This window comes from Bradyrhizobium sp. UFLA05-109 (assembly GCF_054185165.1).
Map to the genome: position 1 here is coordinate 70,070 of NZ_JBBIAR010000006.1, position 23,047 is coordinate 93,116.

At 64.6% G+C, this 23,047-nt stretch carries 20 protein-coding genes; 12 read left to right on the forward strand and 8 right to left on the reverse strand.

The genetic code is table 11. The features are described from left to right. Window positions 1-22: 22 nt before the first annotated feature. The 3 genes from Q3C01_RS05770 to Q3C01_RS05780 are packed head-to-tail and all read right to left on the reverse strand — an operon-like array spanning window position 23 to window position 2,676. Window positions 23-1,573, reverse strand: a complete 1,551-nt coding sequence (locus Q3C01_RS05770; RefSeq protein ID WP_458144369.1) for a WS/DGAT/MGAT family O-acyltransferase — start codon at window positions 1,571-1,573, stop codon at window positions 23-25. Between the two features lie 45 nt (window positions 1,574-1,618). Further along, window positions 1,619-2,419: an esterase/lipase family protein gene (locus Q3C01_RS05775; protein WP_458144370.1), complete on the reverse strand. Its 801-nt coding sequence runs from the start codon at window positions 2,417-2,419 to the stop codon at window positions 1,619-1,621. Next, window positions 2,419-2,676: a DUF6489 family protein gene (locus Q3C01_RS05780; RefSeq protein WP_458144371.1), complete on the reverse strand. Its 258-nt coding sequence runs from the start codon at window positions 2,674-2,676 to the stop codon at window positions 2,419-2,421. The genes Q3C01_RS05775 and Q3C01_RS05780 overlap by 1 nt, the downstream gene beginning before the upstream one ends. Window positions 2,677-2,982: 306 nt before the next feature. On the opposite strand from Q3C01_RS05780, the gene Q3C01_RS05785 reads away from it, so the two are divergent. The 12 genes from Q3C01_RS05785 (at window position 2,983) to Q3C01_RS05840 (ending at window position 17,032) form a co-directional block, all read left to right on the forward strand. Next, window positions 2,983-4,584, forward strand: a complete 1,602-nt coding sequence (locus tag Q3C01_RS05785; protein ID WP_458144372.1) for an ABC transporter substrate-binding protein — start codon at window positions 2,983-2,985, stop codon at window positions 4,582-4,584. Window positions 4,585-4,684: 100 nt separating this feature from the next. Further along, window positions 4,685-5,665 carry an ABC transporter permease gene (locus Q3C01_RS05790; protein WP_458144373.1) on the forward strand — a complete coding sequence of 327 codons (981 nt, stop codon included), beginning with the start codon at window positions 4,685-4,687 and terminating at the stop codon, window positions 5,663-5,665. 1 nt (window position 5,666) lies between these two features. Continuing rightward, complete coding sequence (locus Q3C01_RS05795) at window positions 5,667-6,638, forward strand: ABC transporter permease (RefSeq protein WP_458144374.1); 972 nt, start codon at window positions 5,667-5,669, stop codon at window positions 6,636-6,638. A gap of 13 nt (window positions 6,639-6,651) precedes the next feature. Further along, entirely contained in the window at window positions 6,652-7,638 is a 987-nt protein-coding gene (locus Q3C01_RS05800) for an ABC transporter ATP-binding protein (RefSeq protein ID WP_458144375.1), read from the forward strand. Then, window positions 7,635-8,624: an ABC transporter ATP-binding protein gene (locus Q3C01_RS05805; protein ID WP_458144376.1), complete on the forward strand. Its 990-nt coding sequence runs from the start codon at window positions 7,635-7,637 to the stop codon at window positions 8,622-8,624. The genes Q3C01_RS05800 and Q3C01_RS05805 overlap by 4 nt, the downstream gene beginning before the upstream one ends. 88 nt (window positions 8,625-8,712) lie before the next feature. Further along, window positions 8,713-10,518 carry a gamma-glutamyltransferase family protein gene (locus Q3C01_RS05810; protein ID WP_458144377.1) on the forward strand — a complete coding sequence of 602 codons (1,806 nt, stop codon included), beginning with the start codon at window positions 8,713-8,715 and terminating at the stop codon, window positions 10,516-10,518. Between the two features lie 16 nt (window positions 10,519-10,534). Continuing rightward, complete coding sequence (locus tag Q3C01_RS05815; RefSeq protein ID WP_458144378.1) at window positions 10,535-11,245, forward strand: DUF1028 domain-containing protein; 711 nt, start codon at window positions 10,535-10,537, stop codon at window positions 11,243-11,245. Next, window positions 11,242-12,231 carry an ABC transporter ATP-binding protein gene (locus tag Q3C01_RS05820; protein ID WP_458144379.1) on the forward strand — a complete coding sequence of 330 codons (990 nt, stop codon included), beginning with the start codon at window positions 11,242-11,244 and terminating at the stop codon, window positions 12,229-12,231. Before Q3C01_RS05815 ends, Q3C01_RS05820 begins: the two co-directional genes overlap by 4 nt. 175 nt (window positions 12,232-12,406) lie before the next feature. Beyond that, window positions 12,407-13,513, forward strand: a complete 1,107-nt coding sequence (locus tag Q3C01_RS05825; RefSeq protein WP_458144380.1) for an ABC transporter ATP-binding protein — start codon at window positions 12,407-12,409, stop codon at window positions 13,511-13,513. Between the two features lie 23 nt (window positions 13,514-13,536). Continuing rightward, window positions 13,537-15,045: an ABC transporter substrate-binding protein gene (locus Q3C01_RS05830; protein WP_458144381.1), complete on the forward strand. Its 1,509-nt coding sequence runs from the start codon at window positions 13,537-13,539 to the stop codon at window positions 15,043-15,045. Window positions 15,046-15,199: 154 nt separating this feature from the next. After that, window positions 15,200-16,141 (forward strand): ABC transporter permease, encoded by a 942-nt coding sequence (locus Q3C01_RS05835; RefSeq protein WP_458144382.1) that lies wholly within the window; start codon window positions 15,200-15,202, stop codon window positions 16,139-16,141. 3 nt (window positions 16,142-16,144) lie between these two features. Next, complete coding sequence (locus Q3C01_RS05840; RefSeq protein WP_458144383.1) at window positions 16,145-17,032, forward strand: ABC transporter permease; 888 nt, start codon at window positions 16,145-16,147, stop codon at window positions 17,030-17,032. Here Q3C01_RS05840 and cnbZ read toward each other — a convergent pair. The 5 genes from cnbZ to Q3C01_RS05865 are packed head-to-tail and all read right to left on the reverse strand — an operon-like array spanning window position 17,029 to window position 23,036. Continuing rightward, entirely contained in the window at window positions 17,029-17,772 is a 744-nt protein-coding gene (gene cnbZ / locus Q3C01_RS05845; RefSeq protein WP_458144384.1) for a 2-amino-5-chloromuconate deaminase CnbZ, read from the reverse strand. The two genes, Q3C01_RS05840 and cnbZ, sit on opposite strands and share 4 nt — an antisense overlap. Before the next feature lie 10 nt (window positions 17,773-17,782). Continuing rightward, complete coding sequence (locus Q3C01_RS05850; protein WP_458144385.1) at window positions 17,783-19,036, reverse strand: adenylate/guanylate cyclase domain-containing protein; 1,254 nt, start codon at window positions 19,034-19,036, stop codon at window positions 17,783-17,785. Then, entirely contained in the window at window positions 19,033-19,422 is a 390-nt protein-coding gene (locus tag Q3C01_RS05855) for a response regulator (protein ID WP_027525497.1), read from the reverse strand. The genes Q3C01_RS05850 and Q3C01_RS05855 overlap by 4 nt, the downstream gene beginning before the upstream one ends. Continuing rightward, window positions 19,419-22,001, reverse strand: coding sequence for an ATP-binding protein (locus Q3C01_RS05860; RefSeq protein ID WP_458144386.1), 2,583 nt, complete (start codon window positions 21,999-22,001; stop codon window positions 19,419-19,421). The genes Q3C01_RS05855 and Q3C01_RS05860 overlap by 4 nt, the downstream gene beginning before the upstream one ends. A gap of 54 nt (window positions 22,002-22,055) precedes the next feature. Next, the gene (locus Q3C01_RS05865) at window positions 22,056-23,036 is read right to left on the reverse strand and encodes an ABC transporter substrate-binding protein (RefSeq protein ID WP_458144387.1); all 981 of its coding nucleotides are present in this window, start codon (window positions 23,034-23,036) and stop codon (window positions 22,056-22,058) included. Between the last annotated feature and the right edge of the window lie 11 nt (window positions 23,037-23,047).

The window sequence follows — 23,047 nt, forward strand, 5'->3', positions numbered from 1 at the left end:
ACAGGATTCCTGGCAAACTTTCCTACTCGGCGGCGCCCTTGACGTCGGCCGCGGGCGGCGCGTGGGCCGCTTCCAGCGCGGCGAACTCCTCCGGCAGCATGTCGCACATCACCTGCACGTGCGGGATGATGTTGGCTCCGACGATGAAGCCGAAATCGAGCTGGTCGCGGTAGCTCTGCACGGTGATGTTGAGCGCCTGCCCGTGGGTGGAGATCGACACCGGATAGATGTGCAGCAGCTCGGCACCCGCGGCATAGAGCGTCTGCCGCGGCCCCGGCACGTTGGAGACGGTGATGTTGGCCGCCGGCGGCAGCACGTCCGACAGATTCGAGCGGCTGTAGAGCAGCGCCAGGATCTGCACCATCATCGGCGCGCCAAGCATCGAGATATTGGAGACCTGCGGCATCAGCGCGCGCAGCGGATGCGACATCTCCTTGGCCTTGGTCGACTGCGCGATGATCGCCTCCAGCCGTCCCTTGGGATCGTCGACATTGGTGGCGATCGAGCAGATCATGCCGAACACCTGGTTGTTGGCCTCGGTGTTGCCCTCCTCGCGGAGCGAGATCGGCACCGCCGCAGTGAGCGATTTCGCGGGCAGCGTGCCGTATTGCTGGAGATAGCGCCGCACCACGCCGGAGGCGAGCGCGAGCACCACGTCATTGAGCTTGCCGCCGGCCTGCTTGGCGAGCGCCTTGGCGCGCGATAACGGAATCGAGACGCCAGCAAAGCTGCGCTCGGAGGAGATCGACTTGTTGAGCATGGTCGGCGGCGAGACCATGCTGGCAAGGCTCTCGCGCGAGTTCGGATCGGAGATCTTGCCGAGCACGTCGGAGACGCTCTTCAGCACGGTCGGAATGTTGCCGGCAAAGCGTACCGCGCTTTCGATCTGGTACATCGCATTGTCGAACAGGATCGAGCCGATGTCGCTCTTGCCCGTGCGCGGCAGTTGCAGGTTCTTGGCGGCTTGCGAGGCCTCGAGCGGCTGGGTGAAGAGCTGCTGGTAGGAATCGAGCAGATTGGCGGCGATGTCGCGCGGTTCCTGGCCTGGCTTCGCCCCGCCCACCGGCGGCTCGACCTGTCGCGGGATCGGCGAGACGTCGTAGATCATGTTGGTCAAGGCTGCGCCGGCACCGCCGTCGATCGCGGCATGGTGCATCTTGGAATAGAGACCGACCTCGTTGTCCTTCATGCCCTCGAACACGTAGAACTCCCAGAGCGGACGGGCGCGGTTCAGCAGCTTGGCATGCATCCAGCCGACGATGCGCTCGAGGGTGGCGCGGTCGCGCGGCGCTGGCAGGCTGGCGCGGAAGATGTGACGATCGATGTCGAACTGGTCGTCCTCGACCCAGGAGGGATGATCGATATCGAGCGGCGCCTTTTCGAGGCGCGCTTTCAGGATCGGCGCGATGTGCAGCCGCGAGGCGATCATCGCCTTGAAGTCTTCGAAGAAGTCGCCCTTGTAGTCGTCAGGCAGGCGAAAGATCGCCATGCTACCGACATGCATCGGCATCTCCGGCGTTTCAAGATAGAGAAACGACGCGTCCAGCGACGACAGCTTCTTACCGTCACCCATAGTTTCCTCCCACACATTGGACTGGCGCCTTACCGGCGCTTCTTGTCAGGCCGATACTGTAGGGTCCGGCGGGGCATATGCAATGGCAAACGGGCCCGCCCGGTCGAATGGCCAGAACTCCCCTTCCGGTTGTGCCAGCCGATCGGCCACGGCCCAGAGCGCTGCGGGGTTGACCCCGAGCCCGATATGGCTCGCGAAATAGACCTCGATGTTCTCGGCACGCTCGCAGGGCCGGCACTGGCAGGTGCGCCAGTGCACGATGCCGTCGCTGCGCGAAAAGATCGAGCTGCTCGGCACCGGCAGGTCGCCGGCGATGGCCTCGCGCAGTTCGGAAAAGTCCTCGACCCGTTCGCCCGACAGCGCTTCATAGAGCCGCGTCGCATTGGTCGCCCGCACGTCATTGGCGAAGGGGCTGCCGAGCGTAATGACATAGCGGACCATATCGGGCGCCTGGAGCGCGAGGTCGCGGGCATAGACGCCGCCGAGGCTCCATCCGACGAGGCTGACCTTGCGCCCGGTCGCGGCATGAATTTCCGCCAGACGGGCACGCAGCGCGTCCCGAACGCGCGCCAGCCCGCCGAGATTGCGGCCCATCCGCCAGGCCTGGGCGTCATAGCCGAGTTCGTGCAGATAGCGGCGCATCGGCGCCATCGACAGGTCGCTGGCGAGAAAGCCGGGCAGCGCCAGCACCGGATGGCCGTCGCCCTTCGGCGCCTGCATCAGAAGCGGCGACAGCAACAGGCTGGCGTTGAATTCGAACAGGCCGCGCGCTTCGGCGAGCAGGAGCCCGAGGCCCGGCGGACGGAGCCGGGACGACAGCTCTGCTCCGTCCGGCTCAACCGGCATTATTTCTTCTTGTCGCTGCTGCGCGGCGCGCCGAGCCCGGCCATCGTCACGAACATGTTCTGAAACTGCTCGGCCAGCTTCGGATCGAAGGAGAACCAGCTCTGGATCAGCGATTCCGGCGAGACCTTTTCGATGTTGCTCAGCACCTGCTGCTGCAACTTGTCCATGACTGCCGTCTGCATCGGCCCCACGTCGGGTAACCCGAAGAACTGGCGGGCCTCGAGAGGAGTGCAGTCGATTTCGATGTTAACCTTCATGTCCCCTCCTGATCGGATTCGGGCGGCCTTGCCGCAGTATCACCGCGAGTTGTGGTACGACGCAAGCGACCTGATGCGGGCGCCACATGGCCGCTCCCGCAATCGGTCAATATGGTCAATCAAAAGTCGAATGTCGCGGGTGGGCGATCTGTCGGACTATCGGTCAGCATTGCTGCACAGCGGCGCAAGTTGGCGCGTTCCTTGCTGGAATGGCGCTTGCACGGTGCAAAAACTCTGGGCAACATGGATTCATAAGCCGGCCGAACAATCAAAAATCACGGCACGGCGGAGTGGAGAGGGTCAAGAATGTCGGTACGTCAGGGTCTTTTAGCGATGACGCTCGCCTCGGCGCTTGCGTTTACGGTCTCACCGGCCGTGAGTCAGACGCTGCGCTACGCCAACCAAGGCGAGCTCAAATCGCTCGATCCCTACACGCTCAATGAAAGCACCACCCATGCCCATCTCGGCCATGTCTATGAAGGCCTCGTCGAGCGGGACAAGGACCTCAAGATCATCCCGGCCCTGGCGGAAAGCTGGGAAATACCGGAGCCGACCCGCTGGCGCTTTCACCTGCGCAAGGGCGTGAAATTCCACAATGGCGACCCCTTCACCGCCGACGACGTCGTGTTCTCCGCCGAGCGCGTGCGCGCCCCGGGTTCGAACCTGCAGAACCGTCTCCCCGCCGACGCCAAAGTCGTCAAGGTCGACGACTACACCGTCGATTTCGTCCTCAGCTCGCCCAACCCCATCCTCCATGGGCAGTGGGACGTCTGGTACATCATGGACAAGAAATGGGCTGAGGCGAACAATGCGGTGGCACCGACGCCGGTCGCCGCCACGACTCCGAGCTACGCCTCGCTTCATGAGAATGGCACCGGCCCCTTCACGATCGAGAGCCATCAGCCCGGTGTGAAGACCGTGTTCAAGGCCAATCCGAACTACTGGAAGAAGCCCGAACACAATCTCAAGGAGATCATCTTTACGCCAATCGCCTCGGACGCGACGCGCGTCGCGGCGCTGTTGTCGGGCGAGGTCGACGTCATCGAGCCGGTTCCGATCCAGGACATCCAGCGCGTCAATGCGAGCCCCAATGCGACGGTGCTGTCCGGGCCGGAACTGCGTACGATCTTCATCGGCATGGACGAGTCGCGCGACGAGCTCCTGTTCTCGAATATCAAGGGCAAGAACCCCTTCAAGGACGTCCGCGTCCGCGAGGCCTTCTACAAGGCAATCGACGTCGAGCTGATCAAGAACCGTGTCATGCGCGGGCTCTCGACGCCCTCAGCCCTCATGGTCGCACCGGAGCTCTATCCGCTGTCCAAGGAGTTCACGCGGCCGAAATTCGATCTCGATGGCGCCAAGAAGCTCTTGACGGAGGCCGGCTATCCCGATGGCTTCGAGGTCACGATGGACTGCCCGAACGACCGCTACGTCAATGACGCCGCGATCTGTCAGGCCGTGGTCGGCATGCTGGCCCGCATCGGCGTCAAGGTGAGCCTGCTGGCGCAGCCCAAGGCGCAATATTTCGCCAAGGTCCTGAAGCCGGGCGGCTTCAAGACCTCGTTCTTCCTGCTGGGCTGGACGCCGGCCACGATGGACTCCCAGAACGTGCTGCACGACATCATGGGCTGTCGCGACGATCCGAAGGATCCCAACCGCGGCGAAGCCAACCTCGGCGGCTACTGCAACAAGCAGGTCGACGAGCTCACGGACAAGATCCTGGTCGAGCCCGATGTGACCAAGCGCAATCTGCTGATCAAGCAGGCCTTCGAGATCGCCAACAAGGATTACGCCTATATCCCGCTGCATCAGCAGGCGCTGGCCTGGGGCGTATCGAAGAAGGTGAAACTGGTTCAGCGCGCGGACAACCAGGTCCTGCTCTACTGGGCCACCAAGCAGGAAGAGTAAGTATTGACGTGTTGTGAAGTCCCGGAAGCCTCGGCTTCCGGGACTTGCCGTTTAGAGTTGCGCAATGATGCGGGCCTCTGAAGAGACCTGAAAGGAACCGATGCTCGCTTTCACGCTTCGCCGGGCAATCCAGGCGATCGGCGTCATGATCGCCGTCGGGATCATTTCGTTTTCGATGTTCCGCTTCGCCGGCGATCCCGTGAACCAGATGGTCGGAATCGACACCTCCGGCGCCGAACGCGCCGCGATCCGCCAATCGCTCGGCCTCGACGATCCCGTCATCGTGCAGTTCGGCCGCTATGTCGCCAATGCGGCACAATTCAAATTCGGCATTTCCTACCAGTTCCGCCTTCCGGTCACGAACCTGTTGATGGAGCGGATGCCGGCGACGCTGGAGCTCGCGATCTGCGCCACCATCTTCGCGATGGTCGGCGGCATTCTGATGGGTGTCTATTCGGCGCTCCGCCGCGACAGCTTGCTGGCCCACGCATTCCAGGCAATCTCGCTGATCGGCATCTCGCTGCCGACCTTCCTGATTGGCATCCTGTTGATCTATCTGTTCTCGGTGACGCTCGGCTGGCTGCCCTCGTTCGGCCGCGGCGACGTCGTGCATATCGGCTGGTGGACGACGGGGCTGCTCACGCTCTCCGGATTGAAGGCGCTGATCATGCCGTCGATCACGCTCGGCCTTTTCCAGATGACGCTGATCATGCGCCTGGTTCGCGCCGAGATGCTGGAGGTGATGCGCACCGACTATATCCGCTTTGCTCGCGCCCGCGGCCTCACGACGCGCGCGATCCATTTCGGCCACGCGTTGCGCAATACGCTGGTTCCGGTGATCACCGTGGCGGGCCTGCAATTTGGCTCGGTAATTGCATTTGCGATCATCACCGAGACCGTATTCCAGTGGCCGGGAATGGGGCTGTTGTTTGTGCAGGCCGTGCAGAATGTCGACATCCCGATCATGGCGGCGTATTTGATGATGGTGTCCCTGATCTTCGTCACCATCAATCTCGTCGTCGACATCCTCTATACCATCGTCGATCCGCGTTTGCGCTCGACGGTCAGCCGGGCACACTGAGATGAGCGAGGCCGTCGTCCAGCACAAAGCGGAAGAGCCCCTCGCGCGCGGCGCAGCCCGTTCCGGCTGGTTCAAGCGCGCTGTCGAGAGCGACCTGTTCTACTCCTTCCGCCGTTCCAAGATCACCATGATCGCGGCTGCGATCACGGTGCTGTTCTTTCTGCTGGCGATCTTCGCCTCCGTGCTCGCCGTGCAAAACCCGTTTGATCCGGCGCAGCTCCAGCTCCTGAACTCGCGCATCTCGCCGCTCTGGACCGCGGACGGTCAGAGCCCGTTCCTGCTCGGCACCGACGAGCAGGGCCGCGACGTCCTGTCCGCGATCCTCTACGGCTTGCGGATCTCTCTTCTCGTCGGCGTCCTCGGCGTCGTGTTCTCCGGCGCGCTCGGAATCCTCCTTGGCCTGACGGCCGGCTATTTCGGCGGCGCTGTCGATGGCCTGATCATGCGCGTTGCCGACGTGCAGCTCTCCTTCCCCGCGATCCTGATCGCGCTCCTCATCAACGGCATCGCCAAGTCGGTGCTCGGCAACAAGCTCGACGAGATGAGCATGCTCGGCGTCCTGGTGCTCGCAATCGGCCTGAGCTTCTGGGTGCAATATGCCCGCACGGTACGCGGCTCGGTGATGGTCGAGAAGAACAAGGACTATGTCGCCGCCGCGCAGCTGATCGGCCTGCCCGCGCCCGTGATCATGCTGCGCCACGTGTTGCCGAACACGATGGGGCCGATCCTGGTGATTGCCACCATCAACCTCGCGCTCGCGATCATCACCGAGGCGACACTGTCGTTTCTCGGCTCCGGCATGCCCGAGACCATGCCCTCGCTCGGCACGCTGATCCGCATCGGAAACAACTACCTGTTCGCCGGCGAATGGTGGATCGTCGCCTTCCCGGGACTGGCGCTCGCGGTGCTGATCCTCTCCATCAACCTGCTGGGCGACTGGCTGCGCGACGCGCTCAATCCCAAGCTCAGGTGAGTCCACCTCGTCCATGACCGACACAGTTCTCTCCGTGCGTAACCTTCAGGTGGAGTTTGCCTCCCGTCGCGGCACGCTGCGCGCGATCGACGGCGTCTCCTTCGACATCGCCAAGGGCGAGGTGTTGGGCGTGGTCGGCGAATCCGGCGCCGGCAAGTCGGTCACCGGGCTCTCCGTGATTGGCCTGATCGATCCGCCCGGCCGAATCGCCGGCGGCGAGATTTTTCTCGCCGGCACGCGCATCGACAACCTGCCACCGGAGGAAATGCGCCGTGTCAGGGGCAAGCGGATCGGGATGATCTTCCAGGATCCGCTGACCTCGCTGAACCCGCTCTACAAGATCGGCGACCAGATCGTGGAGACGATCCGCACGCATCTGAACCTGTCCGAGCAGGCCGCGCGACGCCGCGCCATCGATCTCCTCGCCGAGGTCGGCATCCCCGCGCCGGAAAAGCGCATCGACGGCTATCCCCACGAATTCTCCGGTGGCATGCGTCAGCGCGTGGTGATTGCACTCGCGATCTGCGCCGAGCCCGAGCTGATCATCGCGGACGAGCCGACCACCGCGCTCGACGTCTCCGTGCAGGCGCAGATCATCTCGCTGATCAAGCGGCTCGGACGCGACCACGGCACCGCCGTGATGCTGGTGACCCACGACATGGGCGTGATCGCGGAGACCTCCGACCGCGTCGCGGTGATGTATGCCGGCCGCGTCGCCGAGATCGGCCCGGTGCAGGACGTCGTGAAGAATCCGCTGCACCCCTACGCCAAAGGCCTGATGGGCGCGATCCCGACGCTCGCCGGCGAGGACAAGCGCCTGGTGCAGATCCCGGGCTCCATGCCGCGCCTGTCGGCGATCCCGCGCGGCTGTTCGTTCAATCCGCGCTGCGCCTTTGCGTTCGACCGCTGCCGGGTCGAGCGGCCCGAGCCGCTTGCCCAGGGCGCACAATTGGTGGCCTGCCACCTCTATGACACCGTCCCTGCGGAGAGCGCAGCATGAGCGCCCCCTTCGTCCAGGCCAGGAACTTGCGCCGCGTCTTCGACGTCTCGAAGCCATGGCTGAACCGGGTGCTCGAGGGCGGCCATCTCGAATATCTCAAGGCCGTCGACGGCGTCACCTTCGACATCAACAAGGGCGAGACCTTTGCGCTGGTCGGAGAATCCGGCTCGGGCAAGACGACGGTTGCACGGATGATCGTCGGGCTGCTGCCGCCGAGCTCGGGCCAGGTCCTGATCGACGGCGTTTCGATGACTGATCCAAAGCAGGCGCCGGCGCGTCGCCGCCTACGCCGCCGCATCCAGATGATCTTCCAGGATCCCTATGCGAGTCTCAATCCGCGTTTCCGGGTTGACGCCATCATCGCCGAGCCGATCCGCGCCTTCGACCTGATCCAGGGCGAGCGCGACATCCAGGCTCGCGTCGGCGAATTGTTGAGCCTGGTCGGACTGCATCCCGACGACCGGCTGAAATACCCGCATGAGTTCTCCGGCGGCCAGCGCCAGCGCATCGCGATCGCGCGCGTGCTGGCGTCCGACGCCGAGTTCATCGTCTGCGACGAGCCGACCTCGGCGCTGGACGTGTCCGTGCAGGCGCAGATCCTCAACCTGATGCGCGATCTCCAGGACAAGTTCGGCCTCACTTACATGTTCATCAGCCACAACCTTGCGGTCGTCCGCCACATGGCGAGCCGCGTCGGCGTGATGTATCTCGGCCGCATCGTCGAAATCGCCGAAGGACGTGAGCTGTTCGCGCGCCCGCGCATGCCTTACACCAAGATGCTGCTCGGCGCGGTGCCGGATCTGGCGATGTCCGGCCGCCAGCGTATTCCGGTCAAGGGCGAGATCCCGAACCCGATCAATCCACCACCGGGCTGCGCCTTCAATCCGCGCTGCCCCCTCGCCTTCGATCTCTGTCGAAAGGAGACGCCACAACTGATCGACGGCGTCGCCTGCCACGCCGTCAACACCGCGCCGGTGCCGGCGTGACGCGCGCGTGCCATGCTGACCGCGCAATTGGCAGCGGGTCTTGCCTGTGATCAATTGCGGTCGCCGCAAACAAGAAAAGTGATCTCTTATGGCCAGCAACATCAATCCCGATCCCTTCACGACGCGGCCCGAGATCGAAGGAACGTTCGGGGTCGTCGCCACCACACACTGGATCGCAACCGCCGTCGGCATGGCCATCCTCGAAAAAGGCGGCAACGCGTTTGACGCCGGCGTCGCGGTGGCCTTTACCCTGCAAGTGGTCGAGCCGCATCTCAACGGCCCCGGTGGGGACGTGCCCATCATCGTGCACGACGTGAAGCGCGGCCGCACCGAGGTGATCTGCGGCCAGGGCCCGGCGCCGGCGCGCGCAACCATCGCCCACTACAAGAGCGAAGGTCTCGACATGGTGCCCGGCACCGGCCTGCTCGCGGCCTGCGTCCCCGGCACCTTCGAATCCTGGATGATGCTGCTCCGCGACTACGGCACGATGCGCGTGCGCGACGTGCTGGAAGGCGCGATCTCCTACGCACGCGACGGCTATCCGCTGGTCGAGCGTGCCTGCGCGACCATCAAGACCGTCGAGCAGCTGTTCCGCAAGCACTGGCCGACGTCGGCAGCGGTTTACCTACCAAATGGCGAAGTTCCAAAACCCGGCACGCTCTTCACCAACAAGACTCTCGCTGCGACCTACGCCCGCATTCTCAGCGAAGCCGAAAGCGGCGGCGGTGGCCGCGACGCCGAGATCGAGCGCGCGCGGAACGCCTGGTCGAAAGGCTTCGTCGCCGAGGCCATCGACAAGTTCTGCCGGACCCAGGAGGTGATGGACGTCAGCGGCTCGCCGCATCGTGGCGTGCTCTCGGCCGACGACATGGCGCGCTGGCAGCCGACCATCGAAACGCCGCTGACCTATGACTACGGCCGCTACACCGTCTGCAAGGCCGGCATCTGGAGCCAGGGTCCGGTCACCTTGCAACAGCTCGCGCTGCTCAAGGGTTTTGCCCTCGACGGGCTCGATCCGACGGGCCCCGAATTCATCCATCTCCAGATCGAATGCGCCAAGCTCGCTTTCGCTGACCGCGAAAAGTTCTACGGCGATCCCAAATTCAACGAGATCCCGGTCGCGACGCTCCTGTCGGATGCCTACAACGACGAACGCCGCAAGCTGGTCACCGACAAGGCCTCGCTCGACTTCCGGCCCGGCTCGGTCGAAGGCTTTGGCGGGGTCGTCAAGCTGCGCCGCGCCGAAGGCCAACGCGAGGCTGTCGGCGCGCTCGGCGCCGGCGAGCCCACCGTCGGCAGGTTCGGCGAGGTGCGCGGTGACACCGTGCATTTCGACATCATCGATAAGGCCGGCAACATGGTGTCCTCGACGCCGTCGGGCGGCTGGCTGCAATCCTCGCCGGTCATTCCGGAGCTCGGCTTTTGTCTCGGCAGCCGCGCCCAGATGTTCTGGCTGGAGGAAGGTCACCCCGCCTCGCTCGCGCCGGGCAAGCGTCCGCGCACCACGCTGTCGCCGACCATGGCGCTGCGTGACGGCGAGCCGTATCTCGCCTGGGGATCCCCGGGCGGTGACCAGCAGGATCAGTGGATCACGCAGTTCTTCCTGCGGCATGTCCACTGCAACCTCAATCTCCAGGAGGCGATCGACGCGCCGGCCTGGCATTCGGAGCATTTCCCGATCTCGTTCTGGCCGCGCACTGCGCGTCCCGGCGTGCTCGTGGTCGAGAACCGCGTGCCCAAGGCGACGATCGAGAATTTGCGCGAGCGCGGGCACATCGTGGAGGTCGGTCCCGACTGGTCCGAGGGCCGCCTCACCGCCGCATCGCGCGTCGGGGTGCGCCGACGTGCCGCCGCCAATCCGCGCGGCATGCAGGGATACGCTGCGGGGCGCTGACCGAGACGAGCACGACATGACCTGGTCGATCATCGCGCGAAATCCTGCCACCGGCCAATTCGGCATCGCGGTCGCGACGCGCTTTTTCGCCGTCGGCGCGCGCGTCCCCTTTATCGCCGCTGGCCTTGGCGCCATCGCGACGCAGGCTTTCGTCAATCCCTATTATGGCATCGACGGCGTCAAGCTGTTGCGCGAAGGCCTGAATGCACATGACGTGCTCGCGGCGCTGCTCGCGACCGACGATGGCCGTGAAAGCCGCCAGGTCCACATCATGGACGCCAGCGGTGAGGTTGCGGCGCACACCGGCCGCGACTGCGTCGACTGGTACGGACACACGGCGGGAAGCGGCCTCTCCATTGCCGGCAACATGCTCGCCGGTCCTGACGTCCTCAGCGAGACCGCGAAAACCTACATCGCCAATGACAGCTTGCCTTTCCCGCGCCGCCTGCTGGCGGCGATGCGCGCCGGCGAAGCCGCCGGCGGCGACAAGCGCGGCAAGCAGTCTGCTGCACTGCTCATCCATGGCGAGGAGGAATGGTCCGCGCTCGACCTGCGCGTCGATGATCATCCCGATCCGCTTGCCGAACTGGCACGGCTCGAGCAGGTCAGCAACGAGCTCTGGGTGCATTTCCGTGAATCGCTGCCGACGCGCCGGAACCCAGCCGGGATCACCGACCGCGCCGTGATCGATGCCCGCATCGCGGCGGCCCGCACGACAGAGCAATGAGCGCGGCGCCCCTCATCGAGATCGAGAACCTGCGCGTCCGCTTCCATGGCGACGATGGCCGCATCACCCACGCGGTGGACAGCGTCGATCTCAGCGTCGTCAACGGCGCGACGCTCGGCCTCGTCGGGGAATCCGGTTGCGGCAAGAGCGTGACGTCGCTTGCGATCATGGGACTGTTGCCGAAGCAGACCAGCGAGGTCACCGGCAAGATCCGCTTCGATGGCATCGATCTCCTGCAAAGCTCCGACAAGAGCCTGCGCGACCTGCGCGGCAACCGGCTCGCGATGATCTTCCAGGAACCGATGACCTCGCTCAACCCGAGCTTCACCATTGGCGACCAGATCATCGAGACGATCCTGCGCCACCGCGGCGGCTCAAGGAAGGGTGCCCGCGAGCGGGCGATCGACCTGCTCCGTCGCGTCCACATTCCCTCGCCCGAGCGGCGCATCGACGAATACCCGCACAAGCTCTCCGGCGGCATGCGCCAGCGCGTGATGATCGCGATGGCACTCGCCTGCGACCCCCGTCTTTTGATCGCTGACGAGCCGACCACGGCGCTCGACGTCACCCTGCAGGCGCAGATCCTGGAGCTGATGCGCGAATTGAAGGCGGCGAGCGGCGCCGCCATCATCCTGATCACCCATGATCTCGGCGTCGTCGCCGAAGTCTGCGACGAGGTCGCCGTGATGTATGCCGGCGAGATCGTCGAGCGCGCGCCGGTGGACGAGTTGTTTGCCTCGCCGCAGCATCCCTACACCGTCGGCCTGCTCGGCTCGATCCCGCGGCTCGACCACCACGCCGAGCAGCTTGCAACCATCGAAGGCATGGTGCCGAACATGGCGCAGCCACCGGCCGGCTGCCGCTTTGCTGCAAGGTGCCCGTTCATGCTGGAGGCCTGCACGAAAGCGCCGCCGCCGCTTGCCGAAGTCAGCACCGGCCACCTCTCGCGCTGCATCCGCGCGCCGCTCGAGCAGCTGGTGTCGTGATGGCGCTGCTCTCTTCTCTCGTGCCCCGGGCGCGGCGCAGCACAAGCGCAGTGCAGTGGTGCGCTGCTGAACCGGGGCCCATTTTGCGACGAGCTGGGTCCCGGTTCAGCGGCGCAACACTTCGCGTTGCGCCGCGCCCGGGACACGAGACAAGTCCTCGCGAGGAGTGGACGCGATGACAGCGCTGCTCGAGGTCGAAAATCTGGTCAAGCATTTCGTCGCCGAGCGCTCGCTGCTCGGCAGACCCAGGGCCCTCGTCAAGGCCGTCGACGGTGTCAGCTTTACACTTGAAGCTGGCAAGACGCTGGCACTGGTCGGCGAATCCGGCTGCGGCAAATCGACGGTCAGCCGCCTGGTGCTGCGGTTGATCGAGCCGGACGCCGGCAGCGTTCGTTTCGAGGGGCGCGATCTGCTCAAGCTTGACGCCAACGCGCTGCGCGCCTTCCGCCGAAAGGCGCAGATCATCTTTCAGGACCCCTACGCCTCCCTCAACCCCCGGATGACGGTCAGCCAGATCCTGACCGAGCCGCTGGCGCTGCATGACCTCGTCCCGCCATCACGGCGGCGCGAACGCGTCGAAGAACTGTTGCAGCTGGTCGGACTTGAGCCGCGGCTGGCGCGCCGCTATCCGCACGAATTCTCGGGCGGCCAGCGCCAGCGCATCGCGATTGCCCGTGCGCTCGCGGTCGAGCCCGGGCTGATCATCTGCGACGAGCCGGTCTCGGCGCTCGACGTATCGATCCGCTCGCAGATCCTGAACCTGCTGCGCGAATTGCAGGACCGGCTCGGCCTCGCCTACATCTTCGTGTCCCACGACCTTGCCGTGGTGAAGCATATCGCCGACCGCGTCGCGGTGATGAACCTCGGCCGCATCGTCGAGACGGCCGAAGCCGACGCGCTCTTCGCCGCGCCGCGCCATCCCTATAGCCGCGCGCTGCTGTCCGCGATCCCCTTGCCGCAGCCGCACGCAAAGCGAAGCACCATCCTGCTCAAGGGCGAGATGCCGAGCGCGCTCAACCCGCCGGCAGGCTGCCGCTTTCACACTCGCTGCCCGTTCGTGATCGACCGCTGCCGCAGCGAGGCACCGCAACTTTTGGCTGATGGCAGCGGCCACGCCACGGCGTGTCACCGCGTCGCGGAACTGCCGCCGGCCGACGCCGTCCTGCCAGCCCCGTACGCGTTGTCGCCGGCGCTTGCGAAATTGGTTACCGCCTTCAGCCGAAAGACGGAAGGCGCTGGCCCCTCCGGGGTTGGTATACAAGATGCACCGGCACCTAGGTAGCCGCCAGCTATGGGGATGATGCAATGAAGATGTTCCGCCTCGCGGCCACCACCGCCACATTGCTGATGTCGCTCGGCGCCGTGCAGGCCCAGACCACGCTGCGTATCGGGCTTGCCGAGGACCCCGATATCCTCGATCCGACCATGGCGCGCACCTATGTCGGCCGCATCGTGTTCGCCGCATTCTGCGACAAGCTGTTCGACATCGACGAGAAGCTCAACATCGTGCCGCAGCTCGCGCTGTCCAGCGAGACCGCCGACGACGGCAAAGCGCTCGTGATCAAGCTCCGGCCCGGCGTGAAATTCCATGATGGCGAGCCGTTCGACGCGGAAGCGGCAAAGTTCTCGCTCGAGCGGCACCTCACTCTCCCCGGCTCGTTCCGCAAGCCCGAGCTCGCCTCGGTCGACCATGTCGAGGTGGTCGATCCCCTCACCATCAGGCTGGTGCTGAAGGCGCCGTTCTCGCCGCTGCTCGCACAGCTCACCGATCGCGCCGGCATGATGGTCTCGCCGAAAGCGGCCAAGGCCGAAGGCGACAAGTTCGGCCTGCATCCGGTCTGCGCCGGTCCCTACAAATTCGTCGAACGCGTACAGCAGGACCGCATCGTTTTCGAGAAATTCGCCGACTATTGGAACAAGGACAACATCTTCATCGACCGCGTCGTGTTCCAGCCGATCGTCGATTCAACCGTGCGCCTTGCCAATCTGAAATCCGGCGGGCTCGACCTGATCGAGCGGGTGCTCGCGACCGATCTGAAGGACGTGCGGGCCGACTCGCGGCTGAAGGTCGCGACCGCGATCGAGCTCGGCTATCAGGGCGTCACGCTCAACATCGGCAAGGACAAGGCCAAAGGACCGCTCAGCCAGTCCGCAAAGGTGCGCCAGGCGCTCGATCTGGCCATCGACCGCGAGGCGATCAACCAGGTCGTTTTCAACGGCGAGTTTCAGGTCGGCAACCAATGGGTCAATCCCGACCACCCCTATTATCAGAAGGCGTTTCCGGTCCGCGCCCGCAACGTGGAGAAGGCCAAGGCGCTGTTGAAGGAAGCCGGTGTGACGCCGCCTGTCAGCGTCGATTTCCTGGTGCCGAAAGGCGCGGAAACCGAAACGCCGGCGCAGGTGATCCAGTCGATGGCGGCGGAAGCCGGCTTCGACATGAAGATCCGTGTCACTGAGTTTGCGACCGGGCTCAAGCAGGCCGAGGCCGGTGATTATCAGGCCTTCATGCTCGCCTGGAGCGGCCGCGTCGACCCCGACGGCAACTCCTACATCTTCCTGCACAGCGATGCGCCGCAGAACTACGGCGCGTGGAACAATGCACAGGCCGACAAGGCGCTCGAGGAAGCCCGGCTCGTCAGCGATCCCGACAAGCGCAAGGCGATCTATGAGACTCTGGCGAAGCTGGTTCAGGAGGAAGAACCGATCCTCTATCTCTACCACCGCCGCATCATCATCGCTCACACGACCAAGCTTGAAGGATACAAGCAGATGCCGGACGGCCTCGTACGTGTCGTCGGCCTCAAGCTGAAGTGACGCGCTTGGCAACCCGCTCGTGTCCCGGACGCGGCGCGGCGCGCGAGCGCTGCACCGCAGAGCCGGGACCCAGACCCCCAAACAATGATGCATGGGTCCCGGTTGAGCGTCGCAACATTGCATGTTGCGCCGCACCCCGGACATGGGAGCGTCCATGCTGAACTTCCTCGCCCGCCGTCTCGCGCAGATCATCCCGACGCTGTTCTTCGTGTCGGTGCTGATCTTCTCGCTCCAGCAACTCCTGCCGGGCGATCCGGCGCTGGTGATGGCCGGCGAGGAGCGTGATCCCGCCGTGATCGAGCAGATCCGCCGGCAATACCGGCTCGATCAGCCGATCCCCGTCCAATACGCCTATTGGGTGAAGGGCGTTCTGACCGGCGACTTCGGCGAATCCCTGCGCAACAAGATGCCGGTGCGCACGCTGATCGCGCAGAAGCTTCCCGTGACGCTGCAGCTCGCGTCGATGGCGATCCTGATCGCGTTCCTGATCGGCATTCCCGCCGGCATCGTCTCGGCGGTCAAGAAAGGCACGGCCTGGGACTACGGTGCCAACCTGTTCGCGCTGTGGGGCATCTCGACGCCGAACTTCTGGCTCGGCATCATGCTGATCTTCCTGTTCTCGATCGAGCTCGGCTGGCTGCCGGCCTCCGGCTATGTGCCGCTGACCGAGGACTGGCGCGCGAGCCTTGCCGCCACGATCATGCCAGCCTTCGTGCTCGGCAATGCCATCGCCGCGATCTTGATGCGGCATACGCGCAGCGCCATGCTTCAGGTGCTGGAGAGCGACTATGTCCGCACCGCGCGCGCCAAGGGCCTCCTGGAGCGGACCGTCATCCTCAAGCACGCCATGCGCAATGCGCTGACGCCGGTGATCACGCTCGGTGCGCTCGAGCTCGGCACACTCTTGTCGGGCGCGGTACTGACCGAGCAGATCTTTTCGATACCCGGTTTCGGCAAGCTGATCGTGGACGCCGTGTTCAACCGCGACTATGCGGTCGTGCAGGGTGTCGTGCTGGTCACCGCGACGATCTACATCACGCTCAACCTGATCGCCGACATCGCCTATATCCTCGTCAATCCGCGGCTAAGAGGTTAGCCCATGGCCGACACCGCGCTCTCGGCCGATCCCTTCACTGATACGAGCGAGCTCGACAGCCCCGCACGCCGCGCCCGGCGACGCCTGTTCAAGCGCAAGGCGGCGGTCCTGGGGCTCGTCGTGATGACGGTGTTCATCCTGCTGGCCCTGCTGGCGCCGCTGATCGTTCCCTATGATCCCGTCGCCACGAGCTGGAGCCTGGTGCGAAAAGCCCCCACCGCGCTGCATTGGTTCGGCACCGATGAGCTCGGCCGCGACATATTGAGCCGCGTCATCTATGGCGCGCGCGCCTCACTGCTCGCTGGCGCTATCTCGGTCGCGATTGCGCTTGGCATCGGCGTACCGCTCGGCCTGCTTGCCGGCTATCGCGGCGGCTTCACCGACGCGCTGATCAGCCGGATCACCGATGCGATGCTCGCATGCCCGTTCCTGATCCTGGCTATCGCGCTCGCGGCGTTCCTGGGTCCAAGCCTCGGCAACGCCATGATCGCGATCGGCATCTCGGCAACGCCAGTGTTCATTCGCCTGACCCGCGGGCAGGTGCTGAGCGTCAAGGCCGAGGATTATGTCGAAGCTGCGCGCGCGCTCGGCAACCCGTCCTGGCGGATCGCATTCGCTCACATCCTGCCCAACATCCTGCCGGCGCTCCTGGTCCAGGCGACGCTGTCGATCGCCGCCGCGATCATCGCGGAGGCCGCGCTTTCATTCCTGGGGCTCGGCCAGCAGCCGCCGGCGCCGTCCTGGGGCAGCATGCTCAACGCCGCCCAGCGCTTCCTGACGCAGGCGCCGTGGATGGCGATATGGCCGGGCCTTGCGATTTTCCTGGTCGTGCTGTCCCTGAACCTGCTCGGCGACGGCCTGCGCGATGCGCTCGATCCGCGCCAGCGCTAGATCACGACCTCGCGCACCACGCGCCGGCAATCCATCTCGAATTCGAGATCCACCACCGGCGGCCGTGCAAAGTGCCAGGTCAGGCCGGAGCGCAAAGCGCCACGACGGACCAGTTCGTCGGCCAGCGCGTGGTGGAAATCGCGGATCGAATAGGCCTGCACGGCCGTTGTCTCCTTCCAGCCGAAACCAAATGCCGAAAGGCGGCTCTCCATCTGCGACGTGGTGGAGCGGACCTTCTCCGTGATGCCTTCCGGGCTCAGGTCGCGGTAGCGCACGGTGCGCTCGACATAGCTGCCGCTTCCCTCTCGCGCCTCGGCGCCTCCGGCAATTACGAAACTCGGCGGGCTCGATCGCGTCGGCCGCGTGAAGGAGAACGCGTGGAAGGAAGGCTCGGCGGGCGGATCGATCTCGGGACAGACATTGCTGCGCGCTACCGGATTGGTGGTGCCGTCGAAGATGCCCCACTCCGACAGCGTCTTGACGTAGTGCAGATTGAAGTTGCGGAAACCCTCTTCCGTGAACGCGGCCGGCGAGCGCAGCTCGCAGGCGCAGAACGCCGTCAGCGGACGCCCGGCCTCCTGGATAAATTTGGCGGCTTGCGCAAATCCCTCGGCGAGAGGCAGGAGACGATCGAAGCGGACGCGCTCGATCTCGTAGCCGGGGTCGGCGGCGGCACCCGCCGAATACTGGAACACGGACGGAATGAAGCGATAATTGCCGGCGGCGAATTCGCGGGTCATCTTCGAAGCCCTATTCCAGTTGCATGCGGACGCCCTTGGCGCCGTTGAGCAGGCGCTTGAGGTGAAAACCGGCCAGCGCATCGTCGGCGTGCATGCCGACCAGCGCGGCGAAGGCCGGCATGGCCGCGACGTCACCGGCTTCAAGCTTGGCAAAGGCTTCGGAGTATTGCGTCGTCAGAGGCATTTCGAACTTTGCTTGCGGGAGCGGCTCGAAGGCGCGCAGCGGCTCGCTGCGGCCGCGCAGCATGAGGTCACCCACCGGCCGCCCCTGGAAATTGGCTACGCCCTTGGCGATGGTGGCGCTGACGCAGATACGCGTGCCCAAATACTTGTTGGCGGCTTCCAGCCGCGCCGCCGTGTTGATGGTATCGCCATAGGCGGTGTAGTCGAAGAAGCGGCTGCCGCCGAAATTACCAACCAGTGCGGGCCCGGCGTGGACGCCGATGCGTGTCGCGCCAAAATTGACGCCCTTGTCTTTCCAGCGCTGCCGAAAGCCTTCGGCCCATATATCGAGATCGTGCGCGCAGGCGACCGCACGCGTCGCAAAATCGGGTTGATCCCCGGGGGCGTTGAACAGCACCTGGATGGCATCGCCGATGATCTTTGCAACGGTGCCCTCGTGCTCGAACACAACATCGGTCATCCCGCCGACATAGGCGTTGAGAAGCTCGCCCAGCGTCTCCGGTGCCGCACTCTCGACCAGCGTCGTGAAGCCGGTGATATCGGTGAAAATGGTCGCGACGTCGCGCCACTGCACGTCCATGCCGTCGCTCTCGCCGCTCGCCGCGGCCAGACGCTTGGCGATCTCGGGTGAGAAATAGCGCGACAGCGAGGCATGCGCGCGCTCGGCTTCGGCCTGCCGGCGACGCGCCTCGCGCAGCGTCTCGACGTGGCGGATGGTCTTCTGGATCGTGGCCTCCAGATCCGCGAAGTCGATCGGCTTGGTCAGGAAGTCGAAGGCGCCGCGGTTCATCGCGGTGCGGATGTTGCTCATATCGCCATAGGCGGAGACGATGATGGTCGACTTCTTGTCCTCGGCCTCCTGGAGTTTCTGGAGCAGCGAGAGCCCGTCCATCCGCGGCATGTTGATGTCGGACACCACCAGATCGACATGCGGATGCAGCTCGATCGATTGCAGTGCCTCGATGCCATCATGGGCAAACATGAAGCTGACGAGCCCCTCGCGAATCTGCCTGCGAAACTTCTGGAGAACCAGCGCCTCCAGATCGGGTTCATCATCGACAACGAGAATCGTGGATGTCATGCCGCTTGCTCGAGCCTGGTGTCGATCTCCTGCCGCAACAGCGCAAAATCGATCGGCTTGGTCAGAAGTCCCACCGCGCCGCGCTCGATCGCCTTCCGCCGTGTTTCCGCATCGCCGTAGGCCGTAATCATGATCACGGGCACATCCGGGCGTTCTGCGCGCACCTTCGGCAACATGTCGAGCCCGCTCATGCCGGGCATGTTGATGTCGGAGAGGATCAGGATCAGCGAGGGATCGCGCACTTCGACGGCGCGTTCGATCGCCACCGGCGCGGACGGGGCAAATTCCATCTGGAAACGGCCCGCGCGCAGGTCTCGGCGGAACTGCTGACGAAACAGCGCCTCAACGTCGGGCTCATCGTCGACGACAAGGATATAGACGTTCAATTCCTGCCTCCGGTATTGCCTTCTGCCAGCAAGCGCGGCAGCGTAATGATGAATTCGGTGAAAGCACCCGGCTCAGTATTTACGTCGACCGTGCCGCCATGCTGTTTCACCACGATGTCGTGACTCATCGACAGGCCAAGCCCGGTTCCCTCGCCGGCCGGTTTGGTGGTGAAGAAGGGATTGAACATTTTTTCCTTCACCTCGGGCGGGATGCCGGTGCCGTTGTCGCGGATCCTGATTTCGACCTTGTTGCCGAGATTCCTGGTTGACGCGCTCAGCGTCGGCTCAAACTCACCGCCCTCGCTCTCTTTGCGCTTGGTCGCGGCATAGAAGCCGTTCGAAATCAGGTTGAGGAAGACGCGGGTGATCTCCTGCGGATAGATGTCGAGCATGCCGGCGGCCGGATCGAGGTCGCGCTTGAGCGTGATGTTGAAGCCCGGCTTTTCGGCACGCGCGCCGTGATAGGCGAGGTTGAGGCTCTCCTCGACGAGCGCGTTGATGTCCGCCGGCCGCCGCTCGCCCGAGCCTTCGCGCGAATGCAGCAGCATGTTCTTGACGATGGAGTCCGCACGCCTGCCGTGCTGCACCACCTTCTCGAGGTTGCCCTTGAGCATATGGGTAAGCTCGGCGACCTCCTCCTTGGCCTTGTCGTCGAGGCCGGCTCCTTGCAGCACCTCTTTGAGCTCGTCGATCAGCTCGGTCGAGACCGACGAGAAATTGTTGACGAAATTCAGCGGATTCTTGATCTCGTGCGCGATGCCGGCGGTGAGCTGACCGAGCGAGGCCAGCTTCTCGGTCTGGATCAGGCGATCCTGTGCGGTGCGCAGCTCGTCGAGGGACTGGGAGAGCTCCTTGGTGCGCTCCTGGACCTGCTCGAACAGGCGCACATTCTCGATCGCAATGACCGCCTGGTCGGCGAAGGTCTGGACGAGGTCCATCTGGCGCTGGCTGAAGGGGCCCGGATCGGGCCGTCCCAGCAGAAGCACACCTTCAACCGCCTTGTCGCGCATCAGCGGCACGGCGAGCACGGCACGATAGAGGCCGATCACAGGCGCCTGTCCGAAGTCATATTCGGAGTCCTCGCGAATGTCGGGAACGTGAACCGGCTTGCCGTCCATGAAGACGCGGCCGGTGATGGTCTCACGTCCCGGCCTGATCGGGTGAGCCTGCATGAAATCGATGAAGGCTTGCGTGCAGCCCGACTCGGCTTTGAGCCGCATCACCTCGCCATCGCGCAGGCAGATGATGCCGAGCGTGGCGCCGCACAGCGCCTGCGCTGATTCCGTCAGCGTTGTCAGCACGGATTTCAGATCGAACGCGGAACGGCTGATCACCTTGAGCACGTCGGCGGTCGCCGTCTGCTGCTGCAGGGATTCGCTCAATTCCGCCGTGCGCTGCTCGACCTTGTTTTCCAAATCCGCGTAGGACTCCTGCAAGCGCGCGCCCATGTCGTTGAACTGGTTGGCGAGCCCTTCCAGCTCGTCGCCGGTCTTGATCGAGATGCGCTGCGAGAAGTCGCCGCCTCCGATGCGCTCGGCGCCGGTGCGCAGCGCCTGGATCGGGCCGACCATGCGGCGCGCCAGGAAGATCCCCGCGAGCACTGCGAAGATGGATGCCGCGAGCAGCACGATGGCGAGACGTTGCAGGGAGGCATAGAGCGAGGCATAGGCCTCCTCGACCGGAAGCTCCACGAACATGGTCCAGCCCAGTGGCGCGATCGGCGCAGACGCCGTCAGCACCTTCTGCCCCTGGATATTCGTCGCCTCCTGCAACGAGTCAGGCATGGTCCCGCCGCCGGCCTGCGCGGCGCGCACCTGTTCGAGTCTCGACATGTCGGTGTTGCGCAATACCAGGCTGATATCGGGATGCGCGATCAGCCGGCCCTGTGAGCCCACCACATAGGCATGCCCATGCTCGCCGACCTTGATCTGCGAAACGACGTCCCAGATCAGCTTGAGATTGACTTCCGCGATGCTGACGCCGGCGTCCTTGCGCGTGCCGGCGAGCGCCAGCGTCATGTAGGGCTCGGATTCTCTCCGGAAATAGACCGGCCCGTAATAGACCTTGTGCGCAACGGCCTCGGTGAATTTCGCATCCGTGGAGAGATCGATCCCGCTATCGACGACGTCCATCGCCAGGCGCGAGACGCGCAAGCGCTCCTTGCCGGTCGAATCGACCTGGGCGAGTTCGGTGATGGCCGGAACCTGGCGCAGAAGCCGCAGCGCATCGAAGCGGCGCTGCTCGATCGAGCCAGGCGACCATGGCAGTTGCGTGGTCCAGCCAAGCTGGCTCTCGATCTCCTTGACGAACTGGCTGATCTTGGCGGCGGCCGCCTCGGCCTGTTCGCGCTGAACGCGGATCAGCGCGGTCTTGTGCTCGCGATAATAGAAGAACACCTCGAAGAGACCGTTGGCGAGCAGCGCAATACCCACGACAGCCACGAACAGCCCGACATATTTGGTGAACAGACGGCTCCGGATCCCGGGCCGCGGGACCTCCCCGGAAGCGGCATCGCTCGCCGCTGCGCTACCAGGCAGCGACCGGCCCTGCGGCGTGTCGGGATGGAGGGAAATGCTCATCCCGCCAAACCTAGCAAGAAGGCCGGTGCTTGTCTCTTGCCGCAGCGCACAAGGTTACTCGATGACTTCGTCCGCGAGGGCCAGCAAGGTGGGTGGAATCTCGAGTCCGGTCGCTTTCGCCGTCTTCAGGTTGAGCGCGAGGGGATAGCGGGTCGGCTGCTCGAACGGCAGATCGCCGGGGTTCGCCCCGCTGAAAATGCGAGCGACCAGTGCTGCTGCCCGCTCGAAACATTCCGACACGTCCGGCCCGTAGGACATCAGCCCGCCGTCGCGGGCGAAGTCATCATTTTCGTAGATCGCCGGCAGCTTCCGGACGGCGGCGAACTCGAACACCCGCTTGCGGTTGAGAATGGTGAGCGCATCCGCCACCATCAGGATGCCGTCCGGCAAATCGCCTGACATCACCGAGAAGGCCTCGTCGAAATCGTCGGGCTCGCGGACACCGAGCGCCTGCACGGTCAGCCCAAGCGCCTGGGCGGCCTTCGCCGATGCCTGATAGCGCATGGTCATGCCGAGGTCGTCCTTGTTCCAGAGCATGGCGACCTTGGTCAGTTTCGGCGACATCTCCTTCAACAACGCCAGCCGCTTGGCACTGAGCGTCGCCGCGACATCCGAAATTCCGGTGATGTTGCCGCCGGGATGGGCGAGGCTTTCGATGAGCCGGGTCTCGACGGGGTCGCCGACGCCACTGGCCGCGACCGTCGGCACGCCCGCGGCCTTGGCGGCCATGGCCGTCGGGTAGCCAATGATCACGATGGCGTCGACGCCCCTGGACTTCAGCTCGGCGATCAGCGGGGGGAGCTTCGTGAGATCGCCCGCCGCGCCCCGCGCCTCAAGAGTCAGATTCTGGCCAAGACTGAAGCCGCGCTCGCCGAGCACCTTGATCAGGATCTTGCCGGTTGGACTTGTCTCGGTGATGGGCACGATCGGTGTCAGCGTGCCAAGACGGTAGATCTTGCCGCCCTGTGCCGCGACCGAGCCCGGCCACAACAGCGAAACGCAGCCGAGCCCTCCCAGGAATTCGCGCCGCCTCATCATGCCTTCCC

Bases quoted from the DNA above. Each gene is read 5' to 3' on its own strand.
- Q3C01_RS05770 (WP_458144369.1), bottom strand. From the start codon at position 1,573: ATGGGTGACGGTAAGAAGCTGTCGTCGCTGGACGCGTCGTTTCTCTAT.
- Q3C01_RS05775 (WP_458144370.1), bottom strand. From the start codon at position 2,419: ATGCCGGTTGAGCCGGACGGAGCAGAGCTGTCGTCCCGGCTCCGTCCG.
- Q3C01_RS05780 (WP_458144371.1), bottom strand. From the start codon at position 2,676: ATGAAGGTTAACATCGAAATCGACTGCACTCCTCTCGAGGCCCGCCAG.
- Q3C01_RS05785 (WP_458144372.1), top strand. From the start codon at position 2,983: ATGTCGGTACGTCAGGGTCTTTTAGCGATGACGCTCGCCTCGGCGCTT.
- Q3C01_RS05790 (WP_458144373.1), top strand. From the start codon at position 4,685: ATGCTCGCTTTCACGCTTCGCCGGGCAATCCAGGCGATCGGCGTCATG.
- Q3C01_RS05795 (WP_458144374.1), top strand. From the start codon at position 5,667: ATGAGCGAGGCCGTCGTCCAGCACAAAGCGGAAGAGCCCCTCGCGCGC.
- Q3C01_RS05800 (WP_458144375.1), top strand. From the start codon at position 6,652: ATGACCGACACAGTTCTCTCCGTGCGTAACCTTCAGGTGGAGTTTGCC.
- Q3C01_RS05805 (WP_458144376.1), top strand. From the start codon at position 7,635: ATGAGCGCCCCCTTCGTCCAGGCCAGGAACTTGCGCCGCGTCTTCGAC.
- Q3C01_RS05810 (WP_458144377.1), top strand. From the start codon at position 8,713: ATGGCCAGCAACATCAATCCCGATCCCTTCACGACGCGGCCCGAGATC.
- Q3C01_RS05815 (WP_458144378.1), top strand. From the start codon at position 10,535: ATGACCTGGTCGATCATCGCGCGAAATCCTGCCACCGGCCAATTCGGC.
- Q3C01_RS05820 (WP_458144379.1), top strand. From the start codon at position 11,242: ATGAGCGCGGCGCCCCTCATCGAGATCGAGAACCTGCGCGTCCGCTTC.
- Q3C01_RS05825 (WP_458144380.1), top strand. From the start codon at position 12,407: ATGACAGCGCTGCTCGAGGTCGAAAATCTGGTCAAGCATTTCGTCGCC.
- Q3C01_RS05830 (WP_458144381.1), top strand. From the start codon at position 13,537: ATGAAGATGTTCCGCCTCGCGGCCACCACCGCCACATTGCTGATGTCG.
- Q3C01_RS05835 (WP_458144382.1), top strand. From the start codon at position 15,200: ATGCTGAACTTCCTCGCCCGCCGTCTCGCGCAGATCATCCCGACGCTG.
- Q3C01_RS05840 (WP_458144383.1), top strand. From the start codon at position 16,145: ATGGCCGACACCGCGCTCTCGGCCGATCCCTTCACTGATACGAGCGAG.
- cnbZ (WP_458144384.1), bottom strand. From the start codon at position 17,772: ATGACCCGCGAATTCGCCGCCGGCAATTATCGCTTCATTCCGTCCGTG.
- Q3C01_RS05850 (WP_458144385.1), bottom strand. From the start codon at position 19,036: ATGACATCCACGATTCTCGTTGTCGATGATGAACCCGATCTGGAGGCG.
- Q3C01_RS05860 (WP_458144386.1), bottom strand. From the start codon at position 22,001: ATGAGCATTTCCCTCCATCCCGACACGCCGCAGGGCCGGTCGCTGCCT.
- Q3C01_RS05865 (WP_458144387.1), bottom strand. From the start codon at position 23,036: ATGAGGCGGCGCGAATTCCTGGGAGGGCTCGGCTGCGTTTCGCTGTTG.